At 74.5% G+C, this 16,211-nt stretch carries 17 protein-coding genes and 1 pseudogene; 11 read left to right on the plus strand and 7 right to left on the minus strand.

The window, feature by feature from the left end:
- Nucleotides 1-330 (plus strand): annotated as a pseudogene (locus GA0070215_RS25565) (hypothetical protein); the annotation flags it as partial.
- A gap of 61 nt (nt 331-391) precedes the next feature.
- On the opposite strand, the gene GA0070215_RS25570 reads toward GA0070215_RS25565, so the two are convergent.
- Entirely contained in the window at nt 392-1,228 is an 837-nt protein-coding gene (locus GA0070215_RS25570; protein ID WP_018788390.1) for an undecaprenyl-diphosphate phosphatase, read from the minus strand.
- Nucleotides 1,225-2,277, minus strand: coding sequence for an LLM class F420-dependent oxidoreductase (locus tag GA0070215_RS25575; RefSeq protein WP_018788391.1), 1,053 nt, complete (start codon nt 2,275-2,277; stop codon nt 1,225-1,227). Before GA0070215_RS25575 ends, GA0070215_RS25570 begins: the two co-directional genes overlap by 4 nt.
- A gap of 164 nt (nt 2,278-2,441) precedes the next feature.
- Here GA0070215_RS25575 and GA0070215_RS25580 point away from each other — a divergent pair, with 164 nt between their 5' ends.
- Nucleotides 2,442-3,410 carry an aldo/keto reductase gene (locus GA0070215_RS25580; RefSeq protein WP_018788392.1) on the plus strand — a complete coding sequence of 323 codons (969 nt, stop codon included), beginning with the start codon at nt 2,442-2,444 and terminating at the stop codon, nt 3,408-3,410.
- Nucleotides 3,411-3,480: 70 nt separating this feature from the next.
- The gene (locus tag GA0070215_RS25585) at nt 3,481-3,672 is read left to right on the plus strand and encodes a DUF5703 family protein (protein WP_018788393.1); all 192 of its coding nucleotides are present in this window, start codon (nt 3,481-3,483) and stop codon (nt 3,670-3,672) included.
- A 58-nt stretch (nt 3,673-3,730) separates the two neighbouring features.
- On the opposite strand, the gene GA0070215_RS25590 is transcribed toward GA0070215_RS25585, so the two are convergent.
- Both GA0070215_RS25590 and GA0070215_RS25595 read right to left on the minus strand, forming a co-directional pair.
- Entirely contained in the window at nt 3,731-4,384 is a 654-nt protein-coding gene (locus GA0070215_RS25590) for a hypothetical protein (RefSeq protein ID WP_018788394.1), read from the minus strand.
- A 61-nt stretch (nt 4,385-4,445) separates the two neighbouring features.
- Nucleotides 4,446-5,774 carry a M20/M25/M40 family metallo-hydrolase gene (locus GA0070215_RS25595; protein WP_091050796.1) on the minus strand — a complete coding sequence of 443 codons (1,329 nt, stop codon included), beginning with the start codon at nt 5,772-5,774 and terminating at the stop codon, nt 4,446-4,448.
- Nucleotides 5,775-5,902: 128 nt separating this feature from the next.
- Here GA0070215_RS25595 and GA0070215_RS25600 point away from each other — a divergent pair, with 128 nt between their 5' ends.
- The 3 genes from GA0070215_RS25600 to GA0070215_RS25610 are packed head-to-tail and all read left to right on the plus strand — an operon-like array spanning nt 5,903 to nt 7,811.
- On the plus strand, nt 5,903-6,520 hold the full coding sequence (locus GA0070215_RS25600; RefSeq protein ID WP_026268591.1) for a hemerythrin domain-containing protein: 618 nt from the start codon (nt 5,903-5,905) through the stop codon (nt 6,518-6,520).
- A 47-nt stretch (nt 6,521-6,567) separates the two neighbouring features.
- Nucleotides 6,568-7,554, plus strand: a complete 987-nt coding sequence (locus GA0070215_RS25605) for a LysR family transcriptional regulator (protein ID WP_018788397.1) — start codon at nt 6,568-6,570, stop codon at nt 7,552-7,554.
- Between the two features lie 20 nt (nt 7,555-7,574).
- Complete coding sequence (locus tag GA0070215_RS25610) at nt 7,575-7,811, plus strand: hypothetical protein (protein WP_018788398.1); 237 nt, start codon at nt 7,575-7,577, stop codon at nt 7,809-7,811.
- A gap of 47 nt (nt 7,812-7,858) precedes the next feature.
- Here GA0070215_RS25610 and GA0070215_RS25615 read toward each other — a convergent pair whose 3' ends face one another.
- Genes GA0070215_RS25615 through GA0070215_RS25620 form a run of 3 tightly spaced genes read right to left on the minus strand, consistent with a single transcriptional unit; the run spans nt 7,859 to nt 10,982 of the window.
- Nucleotides 7,859-8,209: a DUF3140 domain-containing protein gene (locus GA0070215_RS25615; protein WP_018788399.1), complete on the minus strand. Its 351-nt coding sequence runs from the start codon at nt 8,207-8,209 to the stop codon at nt 7,859-7,861.
- On the minus strand, nt 8,209-8,376 hold the full coding sequence (locus GA0070215_RS28560; protein WP_018788400.1) for a hypothetical protein: 168 nt from the start codon (nt 8,374-8,376) through the stop codon (nt 8,209-8,211). Before GA0070215_RS28560 ends, GA0070215_RS25615 begins: the two co-directional genes overlap by 1 nt.
- Before the next feature lie 56 nt (nt 8,377-8,432).
- Entirely contained in the window at nt 8,433-10,982 is a 2,550-nt protein-coding gene (locus tag GA0070215_RS25620; RefSeq protein ID WP_091050800.1) for an ATP-dependent Clp protease ATP-binding subunit, read from the minus strand.
- A gap of 111 nt (nt 10,983-11,093) precedes the next feature.
- On the opposite strand from GA0070215_RS25620, the gene GA0070215_RS25625 reads away from it, so the two are divergent.
- From GA0070215_RS25625 to GA0070215_RS25645, 5 genes are all read left to right on the plus strand, one after another.
- Nucleotides 11,094-11,471 carry a hypothetical protein gene (locus GA0070215_RS25625; protein ID WP_091050803.1) on the plus strand — a complete coding sequence of 126 codons (378 nt, stop codon included), beginning with the start codon at nt 11,094-11,096 and terminating at the stop codon, nt 11,469-11,471.
- Nucleotides 11,472-11,646: 175 nt separating this feature from the next.
- On the plus strand, nt 11,647-11,907 hold the full coding sequence (locus tag GA0070215_RS25630) for a hypothetical protein (protein WP_013286060.1): 261 nt from the start codon (nt 11,647-11,649) through the stop codon (nt 11,905-11,907).
- A gap of 8 nt (nt 11,908-11,915) precedes the next feature.
- Nucleotides 11,916-12,794 carry a hypothetical protein gene (locus tag GA0070215_RS25635; protein ID WP_091050807.1) on the plus strand — a complete coding sequence of 293 codons (879 nt, stop codon included), beginning with the start codon at nt 11,916-11,918 and terminating at the stop codon, nt 12,792-12,794.
- Nucleotides 12,795-12,828: 34 nt separating this feature from the next.
- The gene (locus tag GA0070215_RS25640) at nt 12,829-15,459 is read left to right on the plus strand and encodes an FtsK/SpoIIIE domain-containing protein (RefSeq protein ID WP_377467749.1); all 2,631 of its coding nucleotides are present in this window, start codon (nt 12,829-12,831) and stop codon (nt 15,457-15,459) included.
- On the plus strand, nt 15,456-16,127 hold the full coding sequence (locus GA0070215_RS25645) for a hypothetical protein (protein WP_018788405.1): 672 nt from the start codon (nt 15,456-15,458) through the stop codon (nt 16,125-16,127). Before GA0070215_RS25640 ends, GA0070215_RS25645 begins: the two co-directional genes overlap by 4 nt.
- Nucleotides 16,128-16,211: the final 84 nt, after the last annotated feature.

Genomic DNA, 16,211 nt, shown 5'->3' on the forward strand with positions numbered 1-16,211 from the left:
ATGGACGAGCGTGCCGCGGTGGTGTCGATCGCGACGGCGTTGCAGGAGTCGAAGCTGGAGAACCTCGGTCACCTGGGTGACCGTAACGACCACGACTCGCAGGGCCTGTTCCAGCAGCGCCCCTCCACCGGTTGGGGCACGGTGGAGCAGATCACCGACCCCGAGTACTCCACCCTGGCGTTCCTGAAGGGTCTGAAGCAGGTCGACGGCTGGCAGGACATGCCGCTGACCAAGGCCGCCCAGACCGTCCAGGTGTCCGCCTACCCGGACCACTACGCCCAGTGGGAGCAGCAGGCCGCCGACCTGGTCGCCGAGCACTGGAACAAGTAAGCGAGACAGGCCGGCACCCCGACTACGGGGTGCCGGCCTGCACGCGTGCCGGGAGGCAGCGTCAGGTGGCGCTGATCGTGCCGGTCGCCAGCAGGCAGATCACCAGGCTGCCCAGCGCCACCCGGTACAGCACGAAGACGTACAGCGTATGGTGTGCGACGTAGCGCAGCAGCCACGCGATGGCCGCGTACCCGACGGCGAACGCGATGAGCGTCGCGATCACCATCTGCGCGATGCTCGGCGCGGCGGTGCCCGGCGCGGACGGCTCGAAGACGTCCGGGAGGCTGAACAGGCCGGAGATCACCACGGCAGGGATGGCCAGCAGGAACGAGTAACGGGCCGCGGTCTCCCGGGTCAGGTTGAGCAGCAGGCCCGCGGTCAGGGTGCCGCCCGACCGGGACACGCCGGGGACCAGCGCCGCGGCCTGGGCGAAGCCCATCACCACGCCGTCGCGCATCCGGAAGTTCTCCAGCGTACGGGTCTGCCGGCCCCAGTACTCGGCGAAGGCCAGCAGCACCGCGCCGATGATCAGCGTGCAGGAGATCAGCCACAGGTTCCGGCCGGCGGTGCGGATCTGGTCCTTGAAGATGAGCCCGAAAATGCCGATCGGGATCGTGCCGACGATGACGTACCAGCCCATCCGGTAGTCGAGGCTGGAACGCACCGAGCGGTCGACCAGGCCGACGAACCAGGTGCGGACGATCCGCCCGATGTCCTTGGCGAAGTAGATCAGGACGGCGGCCTCGGTGCCGAGCTGGGTCACCGCGGTGAACGAGGCGCCCGCGTCCCGGCCGAAGAAGACGGCCGACGTGATCCGCAGGTGCCCCGACGAGGACACCGGAAGGAACTCGGTCAGTCCCTGGACGAGCCCCAGGACGATGGCCTCGATCCAGGTCACTCGCCGACTCCGGACAGCTCCAGCGCCTCGGCGACGGTACGCAGGGTCTGCACCCCGCTCTCCCGGTCGGCGACGAACAACGACACCGACAGTGTGGTCACGCCCGCGGCGGCGTACTCCCGCATCCGCTCGGCGATGCGCTCCTTCGGGCCGAGCAGCGAGGTGCGGTCGATGAACTCCATCGGCACGGCGGCGGCCGCGTCGCGCTGCCGCTTGGCCAGGTAGAGGTCCTGCACCTCGCGGGCCGCGTCGCCGTAGCCCATCCGGGTGGCGAGCTGGTTGTAGAAGTTCTGTTTGCGACTGCCCATGCCGCCCATGTAGAGCGCGGCGTACCAGCGCACCAGTTCGGCGCAGGTGGCGATGTCGTCGCCGACCACCACCGGCACGGACGGCACCACGTCGAAGCCGGCCAGTTCCCTGCCCGCCGCCGCGCGGCCGGACCGCACCGAGGCGAGGTGCTCCTCGGCGAACTCCGGGGAGTAGAAGACGGCCAGCCAGCCGTCGGCGATCTCGCCGGCCAGCTCCAGGTTCTTCGGGCCGACGGCGGCCAGGTAGATCGGGATGTGCTCGCGCGGCGGGTGGAAGCCCAGCCGCAGCGCCTTGCCGGGGCCGTCGGGCAGCGGCAGCGTGTAGTGCTCGCCGTCGTACGCGACCTCCTTGCGGGCCACCGCCAGCTTGACGATGTCGACGTACTCCCGGGTGCGGGCCAGCGGCTTGGCGAACCGCACGCCGTGCCAGCCCTCGGAGACCTGCGGGCCGGACACGCCCAGGCCGAGCCGGAACCGGCCGCCGGAGAGCGTGTCGATGGTCGCGGCGGTCATCGCGGTCATCGCCGGGGTACGGGCCGGGATCTGCATGACCGCGGAGCCCACGTCGATGCGCTCCGTCTGCCCGGCGATCCAGGCCAGCATGCTCGGCGAGTCCGAGCCGTACGCCTCCGCGGCCCACACCACCGAGTAGCCGAGCCGGTCCGCCTCCTGGGCCAACGCCAGGTGGTCGAACGGCGTGCTCCACGCCGTTTGGTATCCGAGGTTGAGCCCGAGTCGCACTGATCCTCCCACCGTCCGCACCACAGGTCGCATCAGGTTACGCAATGAGCGTGGCACCCTCGACGTCCGGCTCGCCCCGAACACGTCACACCGGTTGAGGACGCGCGGGAAGTTGACTGCGGCGAGGATATCCGTGACGCCGGGTTCGAAATAAGGTTCACCCCATGCAACAGCGACCGCTCGGCCGAAGCGGGCTGGCGGTATCGCGGCTCGCGCTCGGCACCATGACCTGGGGACGGGACACCGACGCCGACGACGCGGCAGCCCAGCTGAAGAGTTACCTCGACGCGGGCGGGAACCTGGTCGACACCGCCGACGTGTACGCCGACGGCGACGCCGAGTCGGTGATCGGCTCGCTGCTGGGCAGCCTGGTGGACCGCGACGAGCTGCTGATCGCCACCAAGGCGGGCCTGCGGCCGGGCAGCCGCCGCCGGGACGGCTCGCGCGGGCACCTGCTGCGCACGCTGGACGCCTCGCTACGCCGCCTGGGCACCGACCACGTCGACCTGTGGCAGGTGCACGGGTACGACCCGCACACCCCGCTGGAGGAGACGCTCTCGGCCCTGGACCACGCGGTGTCCAGCGGGAAGGCCCGCTACGTGGGGGTGTCGAACTTCTCCGGCTGGCAGACCGCCCGGGCCGCCGCCTGGCAGGCCGCGTGGCCGGGGCGCGCGCCGGTGGTCGCCGCGCAGGTGGAGTACTCGCTGCTGGAGCGCGGCGTGGAGCGGGAGGTGCTGCCCGCCTGCGCCGGGATGGGGCTGGGCGTGCTGCCCTGGTCGCCACTGGGCCGGGGCGTGCTCACCGGCAAGTACCGCAACGGCCGCCCGGCCGACTCGCGGGCGGTGTCGCCGCACTTCGAGCGTTTCGTCGCGACGTACCTGGAGCCGCGCTGCTCCAGCATCGTGGAGGCGGTCGCCATCGCGGCCGGCGGGCTCGGCGTGTCGCCGCTGGAGGTGGCGCTGGCCTGGGTCCGGGACCGGCCCGGCGTGACCGCGCCGATCCTGGGCGCCCGGACCGTCGGGCAGTTGCTCGGCGCGTTGCAGGTGGAGCGGATGACGCTGCCGGCGGAGATCGTCACGGCGCTGGACGACGTGTCGGCGGCGCCGGTGGGCTACCCGGAGCGCGACGGCTGAGCGGCGCGAGGGCGATCCGGGTCACCCGCCGGGGGTGGCGGAGGGCCCGCGACCTGGGCAGCATAGGGGCATGGACTACGAATACGCGCCGCTGCGGTTGCCCTCGAACGTCGATCGGCTGACCGCCACGGCGCAGCTGGCGATCCAGGCCGAGTTCTCCGGCTGGGAGCTGGCCCGGGTGCGGCTCTACCGGGACGGCACGCGGCAGGTGGTGCTGCGGCGCCGCCTGGCCAACCAGTCGCAGCCGGGCCTGTCGTACTGACACCGGGCCCGGTCCCCGGGGCCGCGCGACGCGGCGCCGCCCCGGGGACGCGTACGGCCTAGTGCGCGTGGTCGTGCTCCTCGTCGAGCTCCATGAACGGGTGCTCGTCGAGCCGGCCGACCAGCCGGTCGTCGGCGGCCGGCTGGAACGGGCCGACCGGGTCGTCGTCGTCGAACGACTCCAGGTCGACGGGGGTGCCGACCTCGCTGACCATCACCACACCGTCCAGCGGCTCCAGCTCCGGCACGTCGAGCGCGGACAGCGAGCCGTCGCCGCTCTGCAGCAGCTCCAGCACCGCCTCGCCGACTCCCTCCACCGGCGCCGGCTCGTCCTCCTCCGGGGTGCCCTCCCGGCGGGCCGCCTCGGCCGCGCGCAGCAGCGCGGCGACGCTCGGCACCCGGTAGTCACGTCGCTGCCGCACCGAGATGACCCGCGGGTGCGGGTCGGTGGGCTCGCCACCCTCGACGGCGCCGAAGCGCTCGTCGGCCTCGTCCGGGTCGATCGAGTCCACGTCCCAGGGCGTCACCTCGCCGAACGCGTCGAGCAGCTGCTCGTCGTAGGCGAACGAGGCGTTGTTCAACGCGACGTACGCCTGCCAGACGGCGTCGTCGTCGATCCGGCCCTGGGCGGCCCGGACGGCGGCCAGGTGGGCGCGGGCCGCGTCGATCACCCGCTCGAGGGCGGCGTCCAGCTCACCGTGCTGGTCGGTCATGTGTGGCAGTCCCTTCGCGATGGGGGGAGGTTCCGCGCCGGCGGCGCCGCGGCGGGCGCGGTCAGCAGGTACGGAGGAAGCGGTCCAGAACCCGCACGCCGAACTGTAGTCCGTCCAGCGGAACCCGCTCGTCGATGCCGTGGAACAGGCCGGAGAAATTGAGGTCGGCGGGCAGCCGCAGCGGCGCGAACCCGAAGCAGCGGATGCCGAGCTGGGAGAACGCCTTGGCGTCGGTGCCGCCGGAGAGCATGTACGGCACCGGGTGCGCGCCCGGGTCCTCGGCGCGCAGTGCCTCGGACATCCGCGCCACCAGGTCGCCGTCGAACGTGGTCTCCAGGGCCGGCTGGCGCTGGACGTACTCGATGGCGATGTCCGGCCCGACCAGCTCGCGTAGCTGCCGTTCCAGCTCCTCGCTCTGGCCCGGCAGGCTGCGGCAGTCGATGGTGGCGGTGGCCCGGCCGGGGATGACGTTGTCCTTGTAGCCGGCGGCGAGCCGGGTCGGGTTGGCGGTGTTGCGGATCGTCGCGCCGATGATGTTGGCGATCGGGCCGAGCTTGGCGATCGCGGTCTCCGGGTCGTCCGGGTCGATCTCGATGCCGAGCACGTCGGCGACCTCGGCCAGGAACGCCCGTACGGTGTCGGTCATCACCACCGGGAAGCGGTGCCGGCCGATCCGGGCGACCGCCTCGGCGAGCGCGGTGACGGCGTTGTCGTCGTGCACCATCGAGCCGTGGCCGGGCCGGCCCCTGGCGTGCAGGCGCAGCCAGTCGATGCCCTTCTCGGCGGTCTCGATCAGGTAGAGGCGGCGCTGCTCGTCGACCGAGTAGGAGAAGCCGCCGACCTCGCCGATCGCCTCGGTGCAGCCGTCGAACAGGTCGCGGTGGCGCCGGGTGAGGAAGTGCGCGCCGTAGTCGCTGCCGGCCTCCTCGTCGGCGGTGAACGCGAGCACGACGTCGCGCCGGGGACGGACGCCGGTGCGCTGCCAGTCACGGACCACCGCCAGCACCATCGCGTCGAAGTCCTTCATGTCGATCGCGCCGCGGCCCCACAGGTAGCCGTCGCGGATCTCGCCGGAGAACGGGTGCACCGACCACTCGTCCGGGTCGGCGGGCACCACGTCGAGGTGCCCGTGCACGAGCAGCGCGTCGCGGCCCGGCTCGGTGCCGGGGATGCGGGCGACCAGGTTGGCCCGGCCGGGCGCGGACTCGTGGATCTCGGCGTCGACGCCGACCTCGGCGAGTTTCTCCGCCACGTACTCGGCGGCCCGCCGTTCCCCCACGCTCGTGTCGTTGTCGCCGGTGTTCGTGGTGTCGATGCGCAGCAGGTCGCGGCAGAGGTCGACGACCTCGTCGGTGGCGTCGGGTCGGGCGGGGGCGGCGTCGCTCGTCATCGCTTCCTTATACCAGCAGGTGAGGTGGCCGGGGAGCGGTGGTGCTCCGGCGGCGGTTTCGCGGGTCGTCCGGCCGGGTACCGCCGGACCGCCCGGACATCGACTCCGGCCGTCACGAGGAGGGCACCATGACCGTCCCCCTGCCGCCGCTGCCGCCCGCCGCCGACGACGCGTACCGGCCGGGTGGGCGCAGCGTCGCCGACCTCGTGGACACCGAGCACCGGGCGCTGCTGGGGCTGGCCGACCGGGTCACCGACCCGGCGCTGGACGCGGCCGGTCGGGGCGAGGTGCTCGACGTGCTGACCGCCGCGGTGTCCCGGCACCTGTCCGCCGAGGAGCAGTACCTGTTCCCGGCGGCCCGCGCCGCGATGCCGGACGCCGCCGAACTGGTGCAGCGGGAGATCGAGGCGGACGCCGGGCTGCTGACCGCGCTCAAGGAGCTGTCCGGCGCGGACGACCCGGCGGTCGCGGACGTGGCCGAGCGGGTGCGGTGCCACGTCAGCCGTGTCGCGGCGCTGGTCACGCCGCTGCGGGAGGTGGCCAGCGACGCCGAGCTGATCCGGCTGGGCAACCGGTGGGAGATCGCGGAGGAGGCGGCGCCGACCCGCCCGCACCCCGGCACGCCGGCCACCCCGCCCTGGAACAAGATCGTCGAACCGGCCGTCGGGGTGCTCGACAAGGTGCGCGACGCGGTCACCGGGCGGCGTACCCGGCTGAGCGACCTGGAGCATCGCCGCGAGGGGTGAGCAGATCGACCCTTCCGCGTATCGATTCGTGGTCCTACCGTCACGGTATGGATCTGGAGCTGCGACACCTGCGTGTGGTCTGCGCGATCGCGGAGACGGGGAGCGTCACCAAGGCCGCCTCGGCGCTCGGCCTGGCCCAGCCGGCGCTGACCGCCCAGCTCCAGCGGATCGAACGGGCGCTGGGCGGGCCGTTGTTCGAACGGGACCGCCGCGGCGCCCGCCCCACCGCGCTGGGCGAGCTGGTGCTGGACCGGGCCCGGGTGCTGCTGCCGGCGATGAAGGGCCTGCGGGACGAGGCGGCCCGGATGGCCGGTGCGGGCGATCCGCTGCGCCGGTACCGCTTCGGCGGGGTGAACAGCCCGATCCTGGGCCGGCTGGTGCACCGGCTGGCCGCCGAGCGGCCGGACGCGCAGATCACCACGTACGGCTCGTGGTCGGTGGACGAGCTGGCGCAGATGGTGGCCGGTGGCCGCCTCGACTTCGCGCTGACCGGCGTGTGCGGCGACTCGACGCCGTCGGCGGGGTTCGGGCTGAGCTGGCGGGAGGTGGCGGTCGAGCCGATCTGCGTGCTGCTGCCGCAGACCCACCCGCTGGCCGGCCGCGCCGAGGTCGACCTGGTCGGCCTGCGGCGCGAGCGGTGGGTGGCCGCGCCGGGCGACGGCTGCTTCGGCGACTGCTTCGCCGCCGCCTGCGCCCGCTCGGGCTTCACCCCGAAGAAGGTGTACGAGGCGGACGTGCGGGCCGCGCTGGACCTGGTGGACGCGGGCGAGGCGGTGGCGTTGTGCCAGGCCACGTTCCGTCCGGTGGCCGGACTGGTCACCCGCCGGCTGGCCGGTACGCCGCTGCGCTGGCGGCTGCTGCTGGGCTGGCATCCGGACGTGCCGGCCGCGGCGGTGGCCGAGCCGGTGCTGTCGGCGGCGGTCGCGGCGTACACGGACGCGCTGGCGAACCATCCGGAATACCTGGGCTGGCTGCTGGCGCACCCGGAGTTCGGCGTGCAGCCCAACGGCTCGGGCGGGGTGCGAATCGCCTGAACCCGGGTATCACCGGCGACATGACTGATCTGTATCCGGCCGCCGACCAGCGGGAGCTGCTGCGCCAGGCGGCCACCACGCACACCACCGCCGCAGCCGAGGTGGAGGCGTTCCTGCGCCGGTTGCCGGAGACGCCGGGTCCGGCCGACGTGACCGAGTACGCCAACCTGCTCAGCCGCGAGGAACGCGCCCGGGCCGACCGGCAGGCCGCGGCGGACGCGGCCGGGCTGCGGCTGCCCAGCCTGGAGTCGGAGTAGCGGGCGGCGCCCGGGCGGGTGGTCCGCCCGGGCGCCGCCGCAGGAACTCAGCGTTCGACGAGCACGTCGTGCCCGAGGTCGAGCAGGGCGTGGCGCCACTCGTCGTCGGCGTTGCCCCGGCGTGGCCGCTGCGCGGTCAGCTCCCGGATCCGGCTGATCGCCTCCCGCATCACCTCGATGTCCTCCGGCGTGAGGTCCACCTTGCGCTTGCGCAGCACGGCGAGGATCTGCCGGCCGGGCTCGGGCAGGTCGAGGTCCGGGCCGGGCCCGAACGCCTCCTCCCCCGAGCCGCGGGTCAGCAGCCACTGCCGCAGCGTCTCGGAGGGCACGTTCACCTCGGCGTGGAAGTCGTCCCAGATCACCTCGACCTCGGGGTCGAGTCGCGCCTCGCGTACCATCACGCCTCCTCTCCCGGCGGCGGCCCGGGTGCCGGCTCGCCCTCGTTCGGTGTGTGCTGCTGCAGGCCCTCCGGCGGCACCCGGACCCGGGACGGGTTCGCCGTCGGGGCCGCCTCGATCGGTCCGACGGCCCCCGTGTCGTCGCCGGATTCCTCGGGTTCGGTCATGTCCGCCCTCCGGTCCTTCGCTGACGGATTGGTCCGTCCCGGCCGGGACGGACCGGTCATCGGGGATGGGACGTGGTGGCCGGCGTGTAGCCCCGCTCACCTGCGGCGACGTCGAAGACGAGCTTGTCGTCGCGGGTGTCGACGGTGACCTTCTGCCCCGGTGAGACCTGGTGCTCCAGCAGCATCCGGGACAGCCGGTTGTCGACCTCGCGCTGGATCACCCGGCGCAGCGGGCGGGCGCCGAACTCGGGCTGGTAGCCGTGCTCGGCGAGCCAGTCGACGCCGGCGGTGCTGAAGTCGACCTGGATGTCCTGGGCGTGCATGCGGCGGCGGGTCTCCTCCAGCAGCAGGCCGGTGATCTGGCGCAGCTGCTCGGCCTCCAGCCGCTGGAAGATGATCACCTCGTCGATGCGGTTGAGGAACTCCGGGCGGAAGTTCTCCTGGAGGCGGCGCATCAGCCGGTCCCGCAGCTCGTCGCTCTCCTGCTCGCCGGGGGCGCCGGTGGCGAAGCCGACGGTGCGCTGGGTGCCCGTGATCAGCTCCGAGCCGAGGTTGCTGGTCATGATCAGGACGGTGTTCTTGAAGTTCACGGTCCGGCCCTGGCTGTCGGTGAGCCGCCCGTCGTCGAGCACCTGGAGCAGGATGTTGAACACGTCCGGGTGCGCCTTCTCGATCTCGTCCAGCAGCACCACCGCGTACGGGCGGCGGCGGACCGCCTCGGTGAGCTGACCGGCCTCCTCGTAGCCGACGTACCCGGGCGGGGCGCCGACCAGCCGGCTGACCGTGTGCCGCTCCTGGAACTCGCTCATGTCCACCCGGACCATCCGGTCCGCCTCGCCGAACAGTGCCTCGGCCAGCGCGCGGGCCAGCTCGGTCTTGCCGACGCCGGTGGGGCCGAGGAACAGGAAGCTGCCCATCGGCCGGTTCGGGTCGGCCAGGCCGGTACGGGACCGGCGTACCGCCTCGGCGACGACGCTGACCGCGTCGTCCTGGCCGATCACCTTCTCGTGCAGGTGCCCCTCCAGGCGCAGCAGCCGGTCGCGTTCCTCCTCGGTGAGCTGGGTGACCGGGATGCCGGTGGCCCGGGAGACCACCTCGGCGATCTCCGTCGGCCCCACCTCGGGCACGTGGTTGGGGCCCTCGTCGCCACGGGCGCGGCGGACCTGGTCCTCCAGTTCGGCGAGCCGGTCACGCAGCGCGGAGGCCCGCTCGTACTGCTCGTCGGAGACCGCCTGCTCCTTGTCCCGCCGCGTCTCGTCGAGCTGCTGCTCCAGCTCGCGTACGTCCTCGGCGGGGGTACGGGTGCGCAGCCGCACCCGGGCGCCGGCCTGGTCGATCAGGTCGATCGCCTTGTCCGGCAGGAACCGGTCGGTGACGTACCGGTCGGACAGCTCACCGGCGGCGACAAGCGCCTCGTCGGTGAACCGGACCTGGTGGTGCGCCTCGTACCGGTCGCGCAGGCCGCGCAGGATCGAGATGGTGTCGTCGACCGTCGGCTCGGGCACCAGCACCGGCTGGAACCGCCGGGCCAGCGCGGCGTCCTTCTCGATGCTGCGCCGGTACTCGTCGAGCGTGGTCGCGCCGATCACCCGCAGCTCGCCGCGCGCCAGGGCGGGCTTGAGCATGTTCGACGCGTCCATGCCGCCCTCGCTGCCGGCGCCGCCCGCGCCGACCAGCGTGTGGATCTCGTCCAGGAAGATGATCAGCTCCTCGCGGTGGGCGCGGATCTCGTCGATCACCTTCTTCAGGCGCTCCTCGAAGTCACCCCGGTAGCGGGTGCCGGCGACCAGGCCGGACAGGTCGAGCTGGATGACCCGCTTGCCGATCAGCGTCTGCGGCACGTCGCCGTCGCAGATCCGCTCGGCCAGACCCTCCACGATCGCGGTCTTGCCGACACCGGCCTCACCGATCAGCACCGGGTTGTTCTTGGTCCGCCGGGACAGGATCTCCACGGCCTGCTCGATCTCGTCGGCCCGGCCGATCACGGGGTCGATCTGGTCCATCCGGGCCAGCTCGGTGAGGTCCTGGCCGTACTGGTCGAGCGTCGGGGTGCCCCGGTCCGGGCGCGGGACGTTCGACGCGCCGCGCTCGGCGCTGGCCGCCTGCAACGACTCGGGCTGGATCCGGCCGGCGGCGAGCATCCGGCCGGCCGGCGACTCGGGGTTCAGCGGCAGCGCCATCAGGATGTGCTCGGGGCCGATGTAGTTGGCGCCCATCGCGCGGGACAGCTGGTGCGCGTCCAGCAGCGCCCGTTTCGCGGCCGGGGTCAGCGACAGGTTCGGCGGCACCTCGCCCCGCGACGCGCCCTCACCCGGCCCGCCCAGCGCGCCCAGCAGCGCCTCCGGGTCGGCGCCGGCCCGGCGGACCAGGTCGCGCAGCGGCTCGCGCTGCAACGCCGCCCAGAGCAGGTGGTCGGTGTCCAGGTCGTTGCTGTGCTTCTGGGCGGCACGGCGGGCCGCGTCGGCGAGCATCTCCCGGGCGTCGGCGGTCATCAGGCGCGTGATGTCGACCCGGTGCGCCGGCCGGCGTCCCCCCTCGCCCCGGCCGAAGTATCGGGCCAGGAACTCGTCCCAGGGGTCGTTGCCGAAGTCACCCGGTCCCATCATCTCGTCCTCCGCAGTCAGTCGGCACGACCGGCGCCCGGCACGCGCGGCACGGTCGGCGGTGGCTACCCGGCGGTCGGCGCGACAAACGCGACCGGATGGCAGGCTGGGGGCATGAAGAGCAGACCGCTGTTGATCGTGGACGGCGCGAACGTGGTGGGCTCGCGCCCGGACGGGTGGTGGCGGGACCGGGCCGGCGCGGCCGTCCGGCTGCGCGACGCGCTGGCGCCCGTCGGCGAGGCGGGCGTGCCGCCGGAGCTGCCGCCACCGGTGCAGGTGGTGCTGGTGGTGGAGGGCGCGGCCCGGCACGTGGCGCCCGCGCCCGGTGTGGAGGTGGTCTCCGCGCCCGGCTCCGGCGACGACACGATGGTCGAGCTGGTCGCCGCCGCGCCGGATCGGCGGCGGGTCGTGGTGACCGCCGACCGGGAACTGCGCGGGCGGGTGACCGCGCTCGGCGCGGAGGTACGCGGCCCGCGCTGGCTGGTCCGCTAGGTCACCCGGTCCCGCCGGCGGGACCGAGGCATCCGCCGACGGGACCAGCGGCGCGGTCTTCGCGCACGTCAGGGCCGGAACCGGACACCGGGGCCGCAACGCCGCGAGGGTGGATGTTCGCCCACCCGCCGCCATGGGTTGTAATGGAGATCTCTTCCGCCCCCAGGAGGTCCCCGTGGCGAGCGTCGCCGAGCTGAAGGCCGCCATCGATGTCGCTCTCCAGCAGATCGGTGACGGCCAGACAGCGGTGCAGGCAGCCGGCGAGAAGCTGGCCGAGGCGCAGCAGACGCTGGCCGGCGCGCTGGAGGGCAGCGGCCACGAGACGGTCGAGGCGGCCCAGGCCTCGCTGACACAGGCCGGCCAGGAACTGGAGGAGTGTCTGGCCGCGACACTGGTCGCGGTGGAGCAGGCACAGCTCTACGTCGCGACGCTCTGAGGCCGGCCGTGTCCATCGTCGAGGACATCGGCGCGCAGGTGCGCGCCGCCGCCGAGGAACTGCCCCTCGCCCAGCTCGCCGCCGCGCTGGAGAAGCTCGGCCAGGCGCAGGAGCGGCTGCGCTGGGTGCGCCAGGAGTCGTCCGACCCGATGGGGGTGCCGGAACTGTCCTCGGCCACCGAGCACGCCGAGACCGCCGGCTACGCGCTGCGCGTGGCGCAGGAGCAGCTCACCGCGTACCTGGCCGCGATCGGGCTGGCCGCCGACGGCGCGCGGCCGGCGCCGCCGGGCGAACGACCGCCCCGGCACGACACGCCACGCGGCGAGGAACCACCGGCGGCCGGCCCGGCCGCCGAGCCGGGCGAGCAGCCGGCGGTGCGCCGCTGGTGGGCGGTGCGGGTGGCGGAGCTGACCGGCGGCCGGGAGGGCGCGCCGGACGAGCCGGACGAGCGCGTCGGGGACGCCCACGAGCTGCTGCGCCGGGTGGTCGCCGGGATCCGCTCCGGCGACCGGGACCGGCTGCACCGCGAGCTGCGCCGGGCGCACGCCGACGTGGGGCTGGGGCTGGCCGCGATCACCCCGCCGCTGCTGCGCGAGCTGGCCGGTGAGCTGCTCGGTCATCCGCCCCGCGCGGACGACCTGCCCCGGCTGCGCGGCGCGCTGGACTCCCGGGTCCGCGACCTGCTGCCCGGGCTGCCGCGCCCGGTGCTGGACACGCTGCTGACCCGGGTGTGCCGGATGCCCCCGCCGCGCCGCGACGACGACGCGGAGCAGCCGCACGCGGCCGACCCGGCGGTCACCGCGGGCGTGCTCACCGGCGTGCTGCTGGACCGGCTCGGCCGGGACCTGCCCAAGGACACCGACGATCGGGAGTCGTCCCGTGGCTGACGTCCGCGTTCGACTGGTGACGCGGGTCCGGGGGATGCTCTCCGAGGCCCTGGGCGCCACCCGTACCCGGCTCACCGCCGCCGAGGCCGAGCTGGCCGCCGGGCGGGACCGGTTGGACCGTACCCGAAGGGCCGCCGCCGCCGTGCCCGCCCGGGTGGGCGCCGCCCGCGACCGGCGCCTGGCCGAGATCGACGCCCGGCACACCACCCGCCTCACCGAGCTGGCCCGCCGGGCCGCCGCCGCGGCACAGCGGGAGGCGCCGGGCGCGGCGTCCGCGCCCTGGGACCGCTGGCAGGTTACGCCCGCCGGCCGGTCCGAGCCGCCCGGCGCGTTGCGCGTCGGCACGGTACGCCTCGACGGCGCCGAACCGGTGCCGGCGCTGGTTCCGCTCCTGGACGCCGGGCACGCGCACCTGGCCGGCGGCGACCGGGACGGGCTCGCCGCCGTGGTACCCGCGCTGCTGCTGCGCTCGGTCGGCCGGGCCGACCCGGGCGCGGTGCGGCTGCACGGGTACGACCCGGAACACCTGGGCGGCGGCCTGGCCGGGTTCGCGCCGCTCGGCACGGCCGGGCTGCTCACGTTCGTCGGACCGGGCGGACTTGGCCGGCTGCTCGACGACCTGGTGGAGCAGATCCGCCGGATCAACGCCACTGTGCTCGCCGGTGAGTACGGCTCACTGCGTGAGCTGGCCGCCGCCACCGGACGCCGCCCGGAGCCGTGGCGGGTGGCGGTGCTGCTCGGCGGCGACGAGCTGTCCCGGCACGAACGCGGCCAGCTCGACCGGGTGGTCCGCACCGGAGCGGCCTGCGGCGTGCACCTGGTGGTGCGCGGCGTCGACCTGCCCGACGACCCGACCGTCACCCGGATCACCGTGGAGCGCGACGACGCCCGGGTGGCCGGGCTGCCGGTGGTGCTCGACGCGCCGCCGCCGCCCGCGCTGGTCACCGAGACGTGCCGCACCGTCGCCTCCCGGGTGGCCGCCGGCCCGCCGCCGACGCCGTTCACCGACCTGCTCCCGCCGCCGCAGGAGTACTGGCGGGAGGACTCGGCGCACGGGCTCAGCGCGCCGGTCGGCGAGGGCCCGCACGGGCGGCAGGTGCTGCTCACGCTCGGCGACTACCCGCCGCACGCGTTGATCGGCGGCCCGTCCGGCACCGGCAAGACGAACCTGATCTTCGCCTGGATCGGTGCGCTCGCCGCCCGCTACTCCCCCGCCGAGCTGGAGTTCTATCTGCTGGACTTCAAGGAGGGCGTGTCGTTCGCCCGGTTCGCGCAGGGCCGGCGCGACCCGAGCTGGCTGCCGCACATGCGGCTGGTCGGCATCAACGTCAACACAGACCGGGAGTTCGGGCTGGCGCTGCTGCGCTTCCTCGCCGAGGAGCTGCGCCGCCGCGCCGACGCGGCGAAGAAGCACGAGGTCACCAAGCTGGCCGAGCTGCGCGCGGTGGACCCGGACGGGCACTGGCCGCGCATCGTGGCGGTGGTCGACGAGTTCCAGGCGCTGCTCGCCGGCCGGGACGTGGTCGCCCGGGAGGCCGCCGACCTGCTGGAGGACCTGGCCCGGCGGGGCCGGTCGCAGGGCATCCACCTGGTGCTGGCCTCGCAGGACGTGCGCGGTATCGAGGCGCTGTGGGGGCGGCCCGCGCTCGTCGCCCAGTTCACGCTGCGGATCGCGCTGCCGAAGGCGCTGCGCATCCTGGCCGAGCGCAACGACGCGGCGCAGTCGCTGCCCCGCCACCACGCGGTGATCAACGCCGAGTCGGGCCTGGCCGAGGGGAACGAGGTGGCCCGGATCCCGTCGGCGAGCGACTGGGAGACGTGGAGCGAGCTTCAGCACCGGCTGTGGCGGATGCGCCCGCAGGACGCCGCGCCGGCCCGGCTGTTCGACGGCGACGCGATCCCGGGCCTGGCCGACGCGCCGGACTTCCGGGCGCTGACCGCGCCGGAGCAGGGCGTGCCGCGCAGCCCGGTGGCGCTGCTCGGCGAGATCATCGACGTGCAGGCCCGCTCGGCGGCGCTGCGGCTGCCCCGCGCTCCCGGCCGCAACCTGGCCGTGCTGGGCACCCGGGTGGACGAGGCGTGCGCGGTGCTCGACGCCGCCGCCCGGTCGCTGGCCCGGCAGTACCGGCCCGGCACCGCCCGGTTCTCCATCGCCTGCCTGGACCCGGACGCCGACCCGGCCGCCCGCGCCCTGTACGAGGACCTGGCCGGCGACGCCTCCTGGTACGACGAGGAGACGGTGCCGGAGCTGATGGCCGAGGCGGGTGACGGACTCGGTGCGCCGGGTGCGGTGCGTACCCCGCACTTCCTGCTGCTGTACGCGGTGGACGCGGCCGCCGCGGCGCTGGCCGGCAAGGCCGGTACGCGCACCGGGCTGGAGCAGTTGCGCCGGATCCTGCACGACGGGCCGGAACGGCGTACCCACGTGCTGGCGTGGTGGCGCGGGGTGGCCCGGATGCGCGTCGACCTGGGCGGCGCGGGCGCGCGCACCGACCAGATCGGCGCCTGGGTGGCGCTGGACGTGCAGGGCGGTGAGCTGGGCTCGTCGCTCTATCCGGGCAGCGGCGGGCCGGACTGGTATCCCCGGCCGTGGCGCGGTCTCTACTTCGACCGGGCGGTGCACCGCACCGGACAGGTGATCATCCCTTATGGTCCGTCCCGATGAACGAACCGGTTGCCAGTGAGACGTACGACGCGCAGATCCGCCGGCTCGCCGAGCTGACCGCCCGGGTGTCCGCCCAGCGGGCCGAGGCGCACACCTGGTACGCCCAGCAGGTGGCCGCCGCCGACCGGGCGGTCGCCGAGGCCACCGAGCAGGTGCGGCAGGCCGAGGCGGAGGTGGCCGAGGCGTATCGGCTGGTGGAACGCGTCGACGGCGAGGTCACGCACCTGTGGGCGCAGCTGCGGGCCCGGCTCGGCACGGGCGCCCGGCGGCTGGGTGACCCGCCCGGCCCGGTGCACGGCACCGCCGGTGACCCGGTGCCGCTGCTGCGAACGGTCCGGGAGCTGCTGGAGCGCACCGGTGCGCCGGGCGAGCTGCCCGGCTCGGTGAACCCGCTGCTGGTCGCGTGCGGCATCGGCGGGGCGCTGGTGGCGTACGCGCTGGGGGTGGGGGCGCGGGCGCTCGCCGCCGGTTCCAGCGGTGACCTGGCGGTGGGCCTGCCGGTGCTGGCCCTGGTGGTGACGCTGCTCGGCCCGGTGATCGGGCTGGTGCCGGCCCGGCTGCTGGCCGACCGCCGCCACGCGGTCCTGACCCCGCGCCCGATGATCCTGGTGGCCGCCTCCGGCCTGGTCACGACCCTGCTCCTGCTGACGGTGACCTACACCCGCTGACCCCCTGACCCGCCCGCCGGCTCCCCCCGGCGCCGATCGTGAGGTCGGCGGCCCACAGCCGGTCGGCCCCACGGTCGCGCCCGG

Source organism: Micromonospora marina (assembly GCF_900091565.1).
Classification (GTDB): Bacteria; Actinomycetota; Actinomycetes; order Mycobacteriales; family Micromonosporaceae; genus Micromonospora; species Micromonospora marina.

Bases quoted from the DNA above. Each gene is read 5' to 3' on its own strand.
- GA0070215_RS25580 (WP_018788392.1), top strand. From the start codon at position 2,442: ATGCAACAGCGACCGCTCGGCCGAAGCGGGCTGGCGGTATCGCGGCTC.
- GA0070215_RS25585 (WP_018788393.1), top strand. From the start codon at position 3,481: ATGGACTACGAATACGCGCCGCTGCGGTTGCCCTCGAACGTCGATCGG.
- GA0070215_RS25590 (WP_018788394.1), bottom strand. From the start codon at position 4,384: ATGACCGACCAGCACGGTGAGCTGGACGCCGCCCTCGAGCGGGTGATC.
- GA0070215_RS25595 (WP_091050796.1), bottom strand. From the start codon at position 5,774: ATGACGAGCGACGCCGCCCCCGCCCGACCCGACGCCACCGACGAGGTC.
- GA0070215_RS25600 (WP_026268591.1), top strand. From the start codon at position 5,903: ATGACCGTCCCCCTGCCGCCGCTGCCGCCCGCCGCCGACGACGCGTAC.
- GA0070215_RS25605 (WP_018788397.1), top strand. From the start codon at position 6,568: ATGGATCTGGAGCTGCGACACCTGCGTGTGGTCTGCGCGATCGCGGAG.
- GA0070215_RS25610 (WP_018788398.1), top strand. From the start codon at position 7,575: ATGACTGATCTGTATCCGGCCGCCGACCAGCGGGAGCTGCTGCGCCAG.
- GA0070215_RS25615 (WP_018788399.1), bottom strand. From the start codon at position 8,209: ATGGTACGCGAGGCGCGACTCGACCCCGAGGTCGAGGTGATCTGGGAC.
- GA0070215_RS28560 (WP_018788400.1), bottom strand. From the start codon at position 8,376: ATGACCGAACCCGAGGAATCCGGCGACGACACGGGGGCCGTCGGACCG.
- GA0070215_RS25620 (WP_091050800.1), bottom strand. From the start codon at position 10,982: ATGATGGGACCGGGTGACTTCGGCAACGACCCCTGGGACGAGTTCCTG.
- GA0070215_RS25625 (WP_091050803.1), top strand. From the start codon at position 11,094: ATGAAGAGCAGACCGCTGTTGATCGTGGACGGCGCGAACGTGGTGGGC.
- GA0070215_RS25640 (WP_377467749.1), top strand. From the start codon at position 12,829: ATGCTCTCCGAGGCCCTGGGCGCCACCCGTACCCGGCTCACCGCCGCC.
- GA0070215_RS25645 (WP_018788405.1), top strand. From the start codon at position 15,456: ATGAACGAACCGGTTGCCAGTGAGACGTACGACGCGCAGATCCGCCGG.